10 protein-coding genes are annotated in these 13,183 nt (G+C 71.1%); 8 read left to right on the top strand and 2 right to left on the bottom strand.

Annotated elements, in window-relative coordinates; all coding sequences use genetic code 11:
• Positions 1–16: 16 nt before the first annotated feature.
• On the bottom strand, positions 17–3,112 hold the full coding sequence (locus OHO27_RS21345; RefSeq protein ID WP_328426287.1) for a SpoIIE family protein phosphatase: 3,096 nt from the start codon (positions 3,110–3,112) through the stop codon (positions 17–19).
• 136 nt (positions 3,113–3,248) lie between these two features.
• Between OHO27_RS21345 and rutA the strand changes: the two genes are divergently transcribed.
• Together rutA and OHO27_RS21355 are read left to right on the top strand one after the other, a co-directional pair.
• Positions 3,249–4,316, top strand: a complete 1,068-nt coding sequence (gene rutA, locus OHO27_RS21350; protein WP_328426288.1) for a pyrimidine utilization protein A — start codon at positions 3,249–3,251, stop codon at positions 4,314–4,316.
• On the top strand, positions 4,313–4,984 hold the full coding sequence (locus OHO27_RS21355) for an isochorismatase family protein (protein ID WP_328426290.1): 672 nt from the start codon (positions 4,313–4,315) through the stop codon (positions 4,982–4,984). Before rutA ends, OHO27_RS21355 begins: the two co-directional genes overlap by 4 nt.
• 8 nt (positions 4,985–4,992) lie before the next feature.
• On the opposite strand, the gene OHO27_RS21360 is transcribed toward OHO27_RS21355, so the two are convergent.
• Positions 4,993–5,475 carry a MarR family winged helix-turn-helix transcriptional regulator gene (locus OHO27_RS21360; protein WP_328426292.1) on the bottom strand — a complete coding sequence of 161 codons (483 nt, stop codon included), beginning with the start codon at positions 5,473–5,475 and terminating at the stop codon, positions 4,993–4,995.
• 90 nt (positions 5,476–5,565) lie between these two features.
• Between OHO27_RS21360 and OHO27_RS21365 the strand changes: the two genes are divergently transcribed.
• The 6 genes from OHO27_RS21365 to OHO27_RS21390 all read left to right on the top strand — a co-directional run bounded on the left by OHO27_RS21365 (position 5,566) and on the right by OHO27_RS21390 (position 13,149).
• Positions 5,566–5,964: an HGxxPAAW family protein gene (locus OHO27_RS21365; protein WP_328426294.1), complete on the top strand. Its 399-nt coding sequence runs from the start codon at positions 5,566–5,568 to the stop codon at positions 5,962–5,964.
• Between the two features lie 73 nt (positions 5,965–6,037).
• Positions 6,038–6,928: a DUF2797 domain-containing protein gene (locus OHO27_RS21370; protein ID WP_328426296.1), complete on the top strand. Its 891-nt coding sequence runs from the start codon at positions 6,038–6,040 to the stop codon at positions 6,926–6,928.
• A gap of 153 nt (positions 6,929–7,081) precedes the next feature.
• Complete coding sequence (locus tag OHO27_RS21375) at positions 7,082–7,822, top strand: response regulator transcription factor (RefSeq protein ID WP_328426298.1); 741 nt, start codon at positions 7,082–7,084, stop codon at positions 7,820–7,822.
• Positions 7,819–9,426, top strand: a complete 1,608-nt coding sequence (locus tag OHO27_RS21380; protein WP_328426300.1) for a sensor histidine kinase — start codon at positions 7,819–7,821, stop codon at positions 9,424–9,426. Before OHO27_RS21375 ends, OHO27_RS21380 begins: the two co-directional genes overlap by 4 nt.
• A 14-nt stretch (positions 9,427–9,440) precedes the next feature.
• Entirely contained in the window at positions 9,441–10,946 is a 1,506-nt protein-coding gene (locus tag OHO27_RS21385) for a bifunctional glycosyltransferase family 2/GtrA family protein (RefSeq protein ID WP_328426302.1), read from the top strand.
• Positions 10,858–13,149 carry an ArnT family glycosyltransferase gene (locus OHO27_RS21390; protein WP_443059571.1) on the top strand — a complete coding sequence of 764 codons (2,292 nt, stop codon included), beginning with the start codon at positions 10,858–10,860 and terminating at the stop codon, positions 13,147–13,149. The genes OHO27_RS21385 and OHO27_RS21390 overlap by 89 nt, the downstream gene beginning before the upstream one ends.
• Positions 13,150–13,183: the final 34 nt, after the last annotated feature.

The raw sequence follows: 13,183 nt of genomic DNA on the forward strand, positions 1-13,183 counted from the left end.
GATATGTGTGGCGCTTTTACGGTACCCCGGCAGGGGGAGGATCTTCCTGGCCCGGAACCGACTCCGGCAGCCCCCGCAGCTCCGGCAGCCCCGTCACGTCCAGGAACATCCGCTCCAGTGGGTCCGCCGTCGGCTGTACCGTCTGCTCCGTCCAGATGCACTTCCCCGTCGCCGTGTACCGCGTCCCCCACCGCTGCGACAGGGCGGTGACCAGCTGCAGCCCCCGGCCCCCCTCGTCCGTGTCCGTCGCCCGGCGTATACGCGGCATGGTCAGGCTGCCGTCGAAGACCTCGCAGATCAGCTCGGCGCCGTGGAGGAGCCGTAGGCGCAGGGGGCCCTTGGCGTGCCGGATGACGTTGCCGACGAGTTCGCTGGCCAGGAGTTCGGTGGTGGGGGTCAGGTCGTCCAGGCCCCAGGCCGCGAGCTGCTTGCGGATCAGGCCGCGGGCCTGGCCGGCCGCTCTGGGATCGTCGGGGAGGGGCCAGGAGGCCATGCGGGTGGCAGGCAGCGAGTGCAGGCGGGCAAGCAGGAACGCCGCGTCGTCGGGCGCCTGGTGGTCGTCGGGGAGGAGGGCGGAGGTGACCCGCTCGCAGAGCTGCTCCAGGTCCTTCGCCGTACCGTCCGCGTGCGAGGAGCGCAGTACGTCGGCGAGCGCCGCCATGCCCTGGTCCATCTCGCGCTTCGACGACTCCACCAGGCCGTCGGTGTACAGCACGAGCACACTGCCCTCGGGGACCGGGACCTCCGTCGTCTCGAAGGGGGGCTCGGCAGCGCCCAGGGGCGGGTCGGCCGGCAGGGGCGGGAAGACCACTGTGCCGTCGGGGTGCAGCAGGGCCGGGGGCGGGTGGCCTGCCCCGGCTATGGAGCAGATCCTCGTCGTGGAGTCGTACAGCGCGTACAGACACGTCACGTACGACTCCTCGCCCATGCCGCCGACGATGTCGTTGAGGTGGCTCATGATCTCGTCGGGGGGCAGTTCGAGGTCGGCCAGGGTGTGGACGGCGGTGCGCAGCCGGCCCATCGTCGCCGCCTCGGGCAGACCGTGGCCCATGACGTCGCCCACGACCAGGGCGACCTGGCCGCCCGAGAGCGGGATGATGTCGTACCAGTCGCCCCCCACGTCCGTGCCCGGGCCCGCCGGAAGGTAGCGGGCCGCGGCCGTGCAGGCGGGGACGGTGGGCAGGGCACGGGGGAGCAGGCTGCGCTGGAGCTCGCGGGACCGGGTGTGCTCGGCGTCGAAGAGGCGGGCCCGTTCCAGTGCCTGGGCGACCAGGGCGCTGGTCGCGGTGAGCAGGGTGCGCTCCTCGTCGGTGAGGCGGCGGGGGTGGTCGAAAGTCACCGCGCAGATGCCGAAGGTGTGGCCCGAGGCCGTCAGCGGGAGGAGCGCCCAGGCCTGCTTGCCGGCGCGGGCGGGCAGGCCGGCCAGCTCCGGGTAGCGGGCGGCGAACTCCCGCGGGGAGGACATGAACAGGGGCGTGCCGGCCAGTATCGCGTCCCACAGCGGGCTGGGTTCCGTACGTTCGCGGCCGTCGAGGACGGCGAGGATGTCCTCCGGGTAGCCGACGGAGCCGACGGTGTGCAGCCGGTCGCCCTCCACGGCCTGCACCACCAGACCGGTCGCCTCGAACGGCGGCAGCACCCGGCGGGCGACCGCGTCCACCACGTCCTTCGAGGTCGTCGCCTTGGCCAGCGCCGCCGTCAACTCCGCGATCCGCACGGCCCGTTCGGTCGCGGCCCGCTCGGCGGACCGGCGCTCCTCCTCCAGCCGCCGCTTCTCGGTGACGTCGGTGAAGTAGATCGTGCGGCCGTCGGGGCCCGGGACCAGCCGGAGGTGACACAGGCGCCCGTTCGGCAGCCGTACGTCGAAGCTGACCGACTTCTCCGCGGCGGCGGCCTGCCGGCAGCGGATCTCCAGGCCGGGCACCTGCTCGGCGGCGGGCAGGTCCCACAGCAGGCGGCCGAACAGCTCCTCCTCGGAGAAGCCCAGGGTGCGTTCGGCCTCCACGTTGGCGAACGTGATCCGCCAGTCGTCGTCCATCGCGAGGAAGCCGTCGCTCATGTGCCGCAGGGCCCGGCCGAGCGCGTCACGGGCGGAGCGCGGCTCGTCGCTGTCCCAGCCGACGCCGGTCATCCGATGGGGCTCGCCGGCGTCGTCGTACGTCGTTCTGCCGCGGGCCTGGGTCCAGCCCCAGGTGCCGTTCAGCTTGCGCACCCGGTACTCGGCCTCGAACACGCCGTGCTCCCGGATCGCCCGGTCCACCAGGGCCAACGTCGGCGCCAGGTCGTCGGGGTGGACGCACCTCATCCAGTTCTCGACCCGGCCGACGTAGTCCTCGGGCCGGGTGCCGTACAGCTCCAGCGCGGCCTCGTCCCAGAGCAGTTCGCCGGTCCGGATGTTCCAGTCCCAGGAGCCGACGCTGACCTCCTTCAGGGCCTGGCGCAGGCGTTCGCCGTTCGGCTCCGGCCGCGCGGGGTGGGAGGGGCCGGCCGGGGGCGGCGCCTGGACCATACGGTCCTCGGTCCAGGCGACGACGGCGCGCAGGAACTCCCACTGACCGGGACTCGGTTCGCCTCCGTCGCCCATCAGGACGCTGAGCGCACCGATACTGCGCCTGCCACTGAACATCGGCAGCGCGGCCAGACCGGTGCCGGGCCAGGGGGTGGCCGTGTTCGGGGTGCCGGTTGCCGTGCCCGGTGGGTCGATGCCCGCGTCCAGGGTGCCGGTTGCCGTGCCGGGTGGGTTGGTGCCCGTGATCGGGGAGGCGGTGTGCGTGCCCGGTGGGTCGATGCCCGCGTCCAGGGTGCCGGCGTCCGTGCCCACGGAGCCCCCCGCCTCCGTCGGGCTCAGCGGGACCCACACCCCGTTCCCCTCGTGCAGCGCGTGGGCCGGGGCCAGCGGGCCCTCCTGGTCGATGATCTCCCAGGCCCGGGTGAGGGCGGGAGGGAGCCCGGCCGTCGACACCAGGCGCAGCGCGGACATCGGGCCACGGAGATGGATCATGCCGCCCAGGGCGCCCAGTTCCCCTACTACGTGCTGCAGGGCCAGCCGGAACACCTCGCTCTCCGCGACACCCGGGGCCACCGTGCCGAGCAGTGCGAGCCGCGCGTTCATGTCGCGGACTTTACCGTTCCGCGCTCAACCGGTTCGCCGGTTTGCAAGATCCTCGCGCCCTGCACCCGACCACCCGACGGAACGTCAACAGCCGTTATCTACGGTGGAGTTGAAGCAATCCCGACCGAGGAGCGGCATGGACATCGGCGTATTCATCCCCATCGGCAACAACGGCTGGCTCATATCGAAGAGTTCCCTCCAGTACCTGCCCAGCTTCGAGCTGAACAAGGCCATCGTGCAGAAGGCCGAGGCGCACGGCCTCGACTTCGCGCTGTCGATGATCAAGCTCAAGGGGTTCGGCGGCGAGACGGAGTTCTGGGACCACTGCCTGGAGTCGTTCACGCTGATGGCGGGCCTGGCCGCGGTGACGGACCGGATCAAGCTGTACGCCTCCACGCCGATCCTCGTCCTGCCGCCGGCGATCGTCGCCCGCATGGCCACGACGGTCGACTCGATCGCCCCCGGCCGCTTCGGCGTCAACATCGTCACCGGCTGGGCGCCCGGCGAGTACTCCCAGATGGGCCTGTGGCCCGGCGACGAGCACTTCGGCAACCGCTACGACCGTGCCGTCGAGTACGTCACCGTGATGAAGGAGCTGTGGAGCGAAGGCGTCAGCAACTTCAAGGGCGAGTTCTACGAGATGGACGACTGTGTGCTGTCGCCGCGCCCGGCGAACGGGCACATCGACATCGTCGCCGCCGGCCAGAGCAGCACCGGTATGCGGTTCGCCGCCGAGCATGCCGACTACAACTTCATCCTCGGCAGCGGCGTCAACACCCCGCTCGCGTTCGCGGACTCCACCACCACCCTCGTGGACGCGGCGCGCGAGACGGGCCGGGACGTCGGGGCGCTGTCCCTGTTCATGGTCATCGCGGCCGAGACCGACGAGGCCGCGCAGGCCAAGTGGCAGGACTACCACGACCATGCCGACCGCGCGGCCCTCGCGTACATGGCGGGCGAATCCGCCTCCGACACCACCGCCGACGACTCCTCGACCGCCCGCACCATCGTGCTGCCCGAGGGCGCGGTGAACCTCAACATGGGCACGCTGGTGGGGTCGTACGAGACCGTCGCGAGGATGCTCGACGAGATCGCCGAGGTCGACGGCACCAAGGGGATCATGCTGGTCTTCGACGACTTCCTGGCGGGCATCGAGGACTTCGGCACGCGCATCCAGCCGCTGCTGAAGTGCCGGCGGTCATGAGCGGTTTACGGCGGCCGGGGCCGGCCGCGCGGGAGGAGGACTACGAGCGGGCCGGCCTGGACGGGCACCTCGCCCCCGGCAGCTCCCCGGCCCTGCTCCTGGTGGACCCCGCTCGGGCCTATGTGGACCCCGAGTGCCCGCTGTACGCCGGGGTCGAACCGGCCGTGGAGGCCATGAGGGTGCTGCTGGCGGCGGCGCGCGGGGCGGGGATCCGGGTGGTGGTCACGCGGGTGCGGTTCCGGCCCGACGGCGGCGACGGCGGCGTCTTCTTCCGCAAGGTGCCGACGCTGCGGGTGTTCGCCGAGGGGAGTCCGTACGGCGACTTCATCGACGGACTGGCCCCGGCGGCGGACGAGTTGACGGTGACCAAGCAGTATCCGAGTGCCTTCTTCGGTACGGCGCTGGCGGCCTACCTCACCGCGAACCGCGTCGACACGCTCCTCATCGGCGGGCTGACGACCAGCGGCTGCGTGCGCGCCACCGCACTCGACGCCATGCAGCACGGGTTCGTCCCGGTCGTCGTCGAGGAGGCGGCCGGCGACCGTGACCCGGACGTCCACGCGGCGAACCTCTTCGACATCCGGCACAAGATCGGCGAGGTGTGGCCGCTGGAACGTGTCACCGGGTACCTGGACAGGCGCGGTGGGACAGGGCAGGGCGCGCGGTGAGGCCGGTGTCAGGCCTTGTCCTGGTCGCGGAGCTCGTCGATGTAGGCCTGTGCAAGGCCCGTCGTCCGGGTGAACCAGTCCGTTAGTACGGCGATCTCGTCGGCGGAGTAGTCGGCGAAGAGGTCCGTCAGGCGGGCGTAGTAGGGGCCGTAGAGGGCCTCGACGCGGGTGACCGCGGACGGGACGGCGGCCACGCGGACGCGGCGGCGGTCGGTCGGGTCGGGGCGGCGGGTGACGAAGCCGGCGCGTTCCAGCCGGTTGAGGATGCCGGTCATCGCGCCGGTCGTGACGTGGGCGTGCTCCGCGAGGTCGCCCGCCGTGAGGAGGTTTTCGCCGGCCTTCAGGACACAGCCGAAACAGAGCAGGTCGGTGATGTTCAGGCCCAGCCGCTGGGCCATCTCCTGCTGGCCGAGCAGGTGGGCCGCGATGAGGGAGTCCATCGCCTCCAGAGCCTGGGCCGGGGTGGCGGAGGGACGCGGCTTGGCTTGCATCTTTTCGAATTGCCTTAGCTCGTGAGAGATTGAGTCGCTAAACTTCTTACATCGTGAGGGATTCGCTGCCTACGAGGAGGGAGCAGGCACATGAGCCAGTATGACGAGGGGCACACGGTCGCAGGATGGACCGGAACCGCGATCGCGACGATCGGTTCCGCCGTGGTGGGGGCAGGGATATGCACGGTCTCGGCCGTGCTGATCACCGGCGGACTCGGCATCACGGCGGCGAGCGTCCTCGTCACCTGGGCCCTGCATCTCACCGGCTGGGGCAAGCCTCCGGGCGTGCGGCCGCGCGGGCAGTGGCGGATGGGGGCGCGCGACCTGAGCGCCCCGGCCGGGCACGCGGACTGCTGGGGATGCCGACTGGCGGGACGGGGACAGGCACGGGAACGGGGACGGGCTCTGGAACGGCGTACGGCCGCGGCGACTTCCGAGGCCGTCACTGTCACGGGTGAGCAGGAGCCCGCTGTCGCTGAAGCACTCTGAAGCACGCCGAGGCCGATGGGGCATGGGTCGCTGAACGGGCGTTGTCAGTGCCTGCCTCTACTCTCGAAGAGCGATGGCACAGGCATGGAGATGCAAGGGGCTGCGTTGGTCGGCGGACGGCCCTGAGCTGGTGTGGGACGGTGGTCGGCGCTCCGCGCTGACGTGGGGGAAGCGGGTGGCCTTCGGGGTCGCGGAAGGGGGAGTGCGGACATGCGTGGGAGCGCGGGGGCATGCCTGTCCGGTGCGGGCGGTCGTGCCGGGGCGGAGCACGGGGGCGCGGTGCGAGGAGTGCGCGCGGCTGGACCGGGCGCACTCGGTGGCCGCCGACACGATCGCGGACGACCCACGCCCGTACCACGTATATCTGGCCTGGTTCGGCCCCGGCAGGACCAAGGTCGGCATCACCGCCCTTGAGCGGGGCTCGGCCCGGCTGCTGGAACAGGGGGCGGTCTGCTTCAGCTGGCTGGGCGTGGGCCCACTGATGGCGGCACGGCGCACGGAGGAACTGCTGCGGGCGGCCCTACGGGTGCCGGACCGGATTCCGTACGCCGACAAGCGGGCGGTGCGCTCCGCGCTGCCGGGGTCGGCGGCGGAGCGGGCGGTCGAGGTCGGGGCCCTGCACGCCCGGGCCGTGGCCCTTCCCGCCTGGCCGGAGTCACTCACCCGCGAGTCCTGCCAACCGGTCGACCACGCCGGGGTGTTCGGGCTCACGGATCTGCCGCCCGCCGTCGGCCAGGTGACCGAGCTGGTCGCGGGCGGGGTGGTGAGCGGGCGGCTGGTGGCGGCTGCGGGGCCGGATCTGCATGTGGAGACCGGTGGTGAACGGGTGGTCGTGGTCGACACGCGGTTGATGAGGGGGTGGGAACTGGTGCCGACGGGCGGAGGTGAGGAGGCCGGTGAACTGACCATGCCGGTACGGGAGTTCAGGGACCGGGAAGCGAGCGTGCAGGACGGGTTGTTCTGACGTGCAGGACGGGTTGTTCTGACGTGCAGGACCCAGAAAACCCTGGTCCCCCAGGAGTTCCCAGGAGCTGCCTGAGAGCCTCCTGTGCGTTTCTCAGGAAAATCACAGGCTTCAGAAAGCGTGTTCTTAGAGGACGCCGATTAGGTGTCCACCATGACCACGACCTCGCCCCAGGGGCGCACCGAACTGCTGAGGCCGGACGGGAGCCCCGTCCGAGTGCTTGTGGTGGACGACGAGATGTCGATCACCGAACTCCTGTCCATGGCCCTGCGCTACGAGGGCTGGCAGATCCGGAGTGCGGGGGATGGCACCGGCGCCATCCAGACCGCGCGTGACTTCCGGCCCGACGCCGTCGTCCTGGACATGATGCTGCCGGACATGGACGGGCTGACCGTTCTCGGGCGGCTGCGGCGGGAGCTGCCGGACGTGCCGGTGCTGTTCCTGACGGCCAAGGATGCCGTGGAGGACCGTATCGCCGGGCTCACCGCCGGTGGGGACGACTACGTCACCAAGCCGTTCAGCCTGGAGGAGGTCGTGGCCCGGCTGCGCGGGCTCATCCGGCGTTCCGGCGCCGCCGACCGCCGCTCCGACTCCGTGCTGGTCGTCGGGGACCTCACCCTCGACGAGGACAGCCACGAGGTCTCGCGGGCCGGGGAGGGCATCCACCTCACCGCCACCGAGTTCGAGCTGCTGCGCTTCCTCATGCGCAATCCGCGGCGCGTGCTCAGCAAGGCGCAGATACTCGACCGCGTGTGGTCGTACGACTTCGGCGGACAGGCCAATGTCGTCGAGCTGTACATCTCCTACCTGCGCCGGAAGATCGACGCCGGTCGCGAGCCGATGATCCACACCCGGCGTGGGGCCGGCTATCTGATCAAGCCCGCGGTGTCATGAGCGGGCGACGACGACCGCGTACGCAGAAGAGACGGGCGGGTCAGCCGCGCACCCTGCGGACGCGGCTCGTCGTCGCGTCCCTGCTGCTGATCGCCGTGGTCGCCGCGGTGATAGGCACGGTGACCACACTCGCCTTGCGTTCCCATCTGTACGACCAGCTGGACGACCGGCTGCGCGAGGTCAGCGGACGGGCCGCAGGCTTCGCGCCTCCCGGCCGCGATCCCGGCAAAAAGGACTCGGTCGACAAGCCCGCCCAGACCTTCACCCTCGATCAGTTCGTCACTCGCGGCCCTGATTCGAAAGAGATGGTCGCCGCCAAGGTGCAGAACGGCCTCATCACCGAGGCCAAGGTCAGCAAGGAGTCGGCCGACAGCACTGAATTCAGCGGCATGAAGGCCACCGACCTCGACGAAGCCCAGATCACCGCGCTCAACTCCGTTTCTCAGGACGGTAACGAGCACACGGTCGAGATCCCGGACCTCGGTGACTACCGCGTCACCTACCGAACCGGCGACAACGGCAACTACTACGTCGCGATCCCGACCACGGACGCCGACCAGACGCTCAGCACCCTCATCCTCATCGAAGCCAGCGTCACCGCCGCCGCCCTGGTCGCGGCCGGTATCGCGGGCACGGTGATCGTCGGTGTGGCCACCCGCCCCCTCCGCCGTGTCGCCGCCACCGCCACCCGCGTCTCCGAACTCCCCCTCCACACCGGCGAGGTCAACCTCAGCGAACGCGTCCCCGCGACCGAGACCGACCCGCACACCGAGGTCGGCCAGGTCGGCGCCGCGCTCAACCGCATGCTGGACCACGTGCACGGCGCCCTGCACTCCCGCCAGCAGAGCGAGATGCGGGTGCGGCAGTTCGTGGCCGACGCCAGCCATGAGCTGAGGACGCCGCTCGCCTCCATCCGCGGGTACGCCGAGCTGACCAGACGCGGCAGGGAAGAGGTCGGGCCGGACACCAAGCACGCGCTCGGCCGTATCGAGTCCGAGGCCGGGCGCATGACCTTCCTCGTCGAGGATCTCCTCCTGCTGGCCCGGCTGGACGCCGGGCGGCCCCTGCAGTTCGAGCAGACCGACCTCATCCCGCTCGTCGTGGACACCATCAGCGACGCCCGCGCGGCCGGCATGGACCACAACTGGCGCCTCGACCTGCCCGACGAACCGGCCCTCGTGTCGGCTGACGCGGCCCGGCTGCAACAGGTCCTCGTCAACCTGCTCGGCAACGCCCGCAACCACACCCCACCGGGTACGACCGTCACCGCCCGGGTGCAGCGACGCGGCCCGTGGCTGTGCGTGGACGTCGAGGACAACGGCCAGGGCATCCCGTCCGATCTGCTCCCGCACGTCTTCGAGAGGTTCGCGCGCGGCGACTCCGCGCGCTCCCGGGCCACCGGCTCGACCGGCCTGGGCCTTGCGATCGTGCAGGCCGTGGCGACCGCGCACGGCGGTGCCGTGACCGTCGACAGCGTGCCCGGGCGGACCGTCTTCACGGTGCATCTGCCCGCGCTCCGCACGCCGCCGAGCCCCGAAATGAGCTGGCAACAGCACTCACAGGCGCAGCACAGTGCCACCACATGGGCGGAACAGGGCGCCTGACAAAAGTCGGTGTCATGCGAACCGACTCTTCTCCCGGCACCCTGCCGGCGCGGGAGCACCTCCCGGCCGGCGACGCCGGTACGCCTGTCCTGGACGTAGTGATCCCCGTCTACAACGAGGAGAAGGACCTCCAGCCGTGTGTGCTGAGACTGCATGACCACCTCAAGCGCACGTTCCCGTACGCGTTCCGCATCACGATCGCGGACAACGCGTCGACGGACACCACCCCCCAGGTGTCCCGGCGGCTGGAGGCGGAGGTCCCGGAGGTCAAGGCCTTCCGGCTGGAGCAGAAGGGCCGCGGCCGGGCTCTGCGGACCGTCTGGTCCGCCTCGGACGCCCCGATCCTCGCCTACATGGACGTGGACCTGTCCACCGACCTCAACGCCCTGCTGCCGCTGGTGGCGCCGCTGATCTCCGGCCACTCGGATCTGGCGATCGGCTCCCGGCTCAGCCGGAGCTCGCGGGTGGTGCGCGGCGCCAAGCGGGAGTTCATCAGCCGCACGTACAACCTCATCCTGCGCGGCTCGCTCCAGGCCCGCTTCTCGGACGCGCAGTGCGGCTTCAAGGCGATACGCCGCGATGTCGCCCAGGTGCTGCTGCCGCTGATCGAGGACACCGGCTGGTTCTTCGACACCGAGATGCTGGTGGTCGCCGAGCGCGCGGGCCTGCGCATCCACGAGGTGCCGGTCGACTGGGTCGACGACCCCAACTCCACGGTGCACATCGTGAAGACGGCGACCGACGACCTCAAGGGCGTGTGGCGGGTGGGCCGGGCCCTGGCGACCGGCTCGCTGTCGCTGGACCGGCTCACCCGCCCCTTCGGCGACGACCCGCGCGACCGCGAGATCAAGGACGTACCCAAGGGCCTGGCCCGTCAGCTCGTCGGCTTCTGTGTCGTCGGCGGCCTGTCCACCCTCTTCTACCTCCTCCTCTACAGCGGCTTCCGCGTCTTCGCCGGCTCGCAAGTGGCCAACGCGCTCGCCCTGCTGGTCTCCGCGATCGCCAACACGGCGGCCAACCGGCGCCTCACCTTCGGAGTGCGCGGCCGGGGCGGTGCCGTCCGGCACCAGGCGCAGGGCCTGGTCGTCTTCGGTATCGGCCTCGCCCTGACCAGCGGTTCGCTGGCTGCCCTGAACGCGGCGAGCAGCGACCCGGGCCACTCCACCGAACTCGCCGTCCTGATCGCCGCCAACCTCGCGGCGACGGTGCTGCGTTTCCTGCTCTTCAGGGCGTGGGTGTTCCCGGACCGACGGGACGCCGACGCGACGACGGCCGCCTCGCACACCCCGGTCCCGAGCCCGTCCTCCCCGACCTACTCCACGGTGGGCGCCGGCTCCATGGCGCAGCCCGGCCACCACGGCCCGCTCCCGCAGCGCCCGGTGACCCGGGGCGCTCCCCATCACCCGTTCGACACCACTCAGTTCCGCGCCGGTGAAGCCGCGGACGGCAGCTGGCGGGACGTCACCATGCAGTTGCAGCCGGTGCGCCCGCACGACACCGACTCCAGGGACTCGCGATGACCGTTCACTACGACCAGCAGACCCACGACCACGGCAGAGACGCGAGCCCCGCCACCTGGGGCCCTCCCCGCCACCCCCGTCCGCGGCCCCGGCGCCCGAGGCCGGTGCACCCGAGCACCCCTTCGTACGACGGCTGTGGCGCGGCCGTCCCGAGGACCCGCGCTGGGCCCGCCCGGCGTTCCTCGGCCTCCTCCTCGCCACCCTCGTCCTCTACCTCTACAACCTGAGCGCCTCCGGCTACGCCAACTCCTTCTACTCGGCGGCCGTCCAGGCCGGCAGCCAGTCCTGGAAGGCGTTCTTCTTCGGTTCGCTGGACGCGGCCAACGCCATCACCGTCGACAAGCCCCCGGCGTCCCTGTGGCCGATGGCCCTGTCGGTGCGGCTCTTCGGGCTGAGCTCGTGGGCGATCCTGCTCCCCGAGGTCCTGATGGGCGTCGGCACGGTGGCCGTGGTGTACGCGGCCGTACGCCGCCGGTTCAGCCCGGCGGCGGGCCTGATCTCGGGCGCGGTGCTCGCCTTCACCCCCGTCGCGGCGCTGATGTTCCGGTTCAACAACCCGGACGCGATGCTGGCCCTGCTGATGGCCGTGGCCTGCTATTTCGTCATCCGGGGTCTGGAGGACGGCCGTACGAAGTGGCTGGTGTGGGCCGGTGCCGCCATCGGCCTCGCGTTCCTCGCCAAGACCCTGCAGGCCTTCCTGATCCTGCCGCCGCTCGCGATCGTGTACGGGGTCTGCGCGCCCGTGTCGGTGAAGAAGCGGATCGGTCAGCTCGCCGCGGGCCTGGTCGCGATCGTCGTCTCCGGCGGCTGGTGGGTCGCGATCGTCGAGCTGTGGCCCGCCTCCTCCCGCCCGTACATCGGCGGTTCGCAGAACAACTCCTTCCTTGAACTGACCTTCGGCTACAACGGCCTCGGCCGGCTCAACGGCGAGGAGACCGGCAGCGTCGGCGGGGGCGGTGGCGGCGGCAACGGCGGCGGCAGCTGGGGCGAGACCGGCTGGGACCGGCTGTTCGGCTCCAGCATCGGCGGCCAGATCTCCTGGCTGATCCCGGCCGCCCTGATCCTGCTGGTCGCGGCCTTGGTGGCCACCCGCAAGGCCCGCCGTACGTCCGTGACGCGGGGTTCGTTCCTCGTCTGGGGCGGCGCGCTGATCACGACCATGCTGGTCTTCAGCTACATGCAGGGCATCTTCCACGAGTACTACACGGTGGCCCTCGCCCCCTACATCGCCCCGCTGATCGGCATGGGCGCGGCGCTGCTCTGGGACAAGCGCGACAAGGTGTGGGCGGCGCTGAGCCTGGCGGCCGCGATGACGGCGACGGCGGTCTGGGGTTACGTCCTGCTCAACCGCTCCTCCGACTACCTGCCGTGGCTGAAGTGGCTGGTCCTGGTCGGCGGACTGGCCGCCGCGCTGGGCCTGGTCTTCGCCGGCAGGCTGGGCCGTCAACTGACCATGGGCGTCGTCGGCCTGGGCCTCGTCGCGGCGCTGGCCGGCCCGACCGCGTACACCCTCACCACGGTGAACGAGGGTCACACCGGCTCGATCGTCACCGCGGGACCCGCTGTCGCGGGTGGCCGTGGTGGTGGCCCCGGCGGTGGCGGCGGCATGGGCGGCGGCATGCCCGGCCAGAACCAGCAGGGTCAGCAGAACCAGCAGGGCCAGGGCCAGAACCAGCAGAACGGCAACGGCTTCCCCGGCGGCGGTATGCCGGGCCAGGGGCAGCAGAACGGCAACGGCAGCACCCAGAACCAGCAGGGCCAGAACCAGCAGCAGGGTGGCCCCGGCGGCCGGACCGGTGACGGCGGCGGCATGGGCGGTGGCGGCGCGGGCGGCCTGCTCAACGGCGCCAGCGTCAGCGACGAGGCCAAGGAACTGCTGGAGAAGAACGCGAGTGAGTACACCTGGGTGGCCGCGGCCATCGGCGCCCAGAACGCCGCGAGCTACCAGCTCTCCACCGGCGACCCGGTGATGGCGATCGGCGGCTTCAACGGCACCGACCCGTCCCCGACGCTGGCGGAGTTCAAGAAGTACGTGACGGAAGGCAAGATCCACTACTTCATCTCCAGCGGCTCCGGCGGCGGCATGGGCGGCAGCAGCAGCGGCACGTCCTCGCAGATCACCGAGTGGGTCGAGGCCAACTTCAAGCAGGTCACGGTCGGTTCGTCGACGTTCTACGACCTGACGCAGCAGACCAGCAGCTGACGGTTCTCGAAGAGGAAGGGCGTACGGCCTACGC

This window comes from Streptomyces sp. NBC_00443 (assembly GCF_036014175.1).
Classification (GTDB): Bacteria; Actinomycetota; Actinomycetes; order Streptomycetales; family Streptomycetaceae; genus Streptomyces.

Excerpts from the sequence above, each read along its gene's own strand:
- OHO27_RS21365 (WP_328426294.1), top strand. The coding sequence starts at position 5,566 with ATGAGCCAGTATGACGAGGGGCACACGGTCGCAGGATGGACCGGAACC.
- OHO27_RS21355 (WP_328426290.1), top strand. The coding sequence starts at position 4,313 with ATGAGCGGTTTACGGCGGCCGGGGCCGGCCGCGCGGGAGGAGGACTAC.
- OHO27_RS21345 (WP_328426287.1), bottom strand. The coding sequence starts at position 3,112 with ATGAACGCGCGGCTCGCACTGCTCGGCACGGTGGCCCCGGGTGTCGCG.
- OHO27_RS21380 (WP_328426300.1), top strand. The coding sequence starts at position 7,819 with ATGAGCGGGCGACGACGACCGCGTACGCAGAAGAGACGGGCGGGTCAG.
- rutA (WP_328426288.1), top strand. The coding sequence starts at position 3,249 with ATGGACATCGGCGTATTCATCCCCATCGGCAACAACGGCTGGCTCATA.
- OHO27_RS21385 (WP_328426302.1), top strand. The coding sequence starts at position 9,441 with ATGCGAACCGACTCTTCTCCCGGCACCCTGCCGGCGCGGGAGCACCTC.
- OHO27_RS21375 (WP_328426298.1), top strand. The coding sequence starts at position 7,082 with ATGACCACGACCTCGCCCCAGGGGCGCACCGAACTGCTGAGGCCGGAC.
- OHO27_RS21360 (WP_328426292.1), bottom strand. The coding sequence starts at position 5,475 with ATGCAAGCCAAGCCGCGTCCCTCCGCCACCCCGGCCCAGGCTCTGGAG.
- OHO27_RS21370 (WP_328426296.1), top strand. The coding sequence starts at position 6,038 with ATGGCACAGGCATGGAGATGCAAGGGGCTGCGTTGGTCGGCGGACGGC.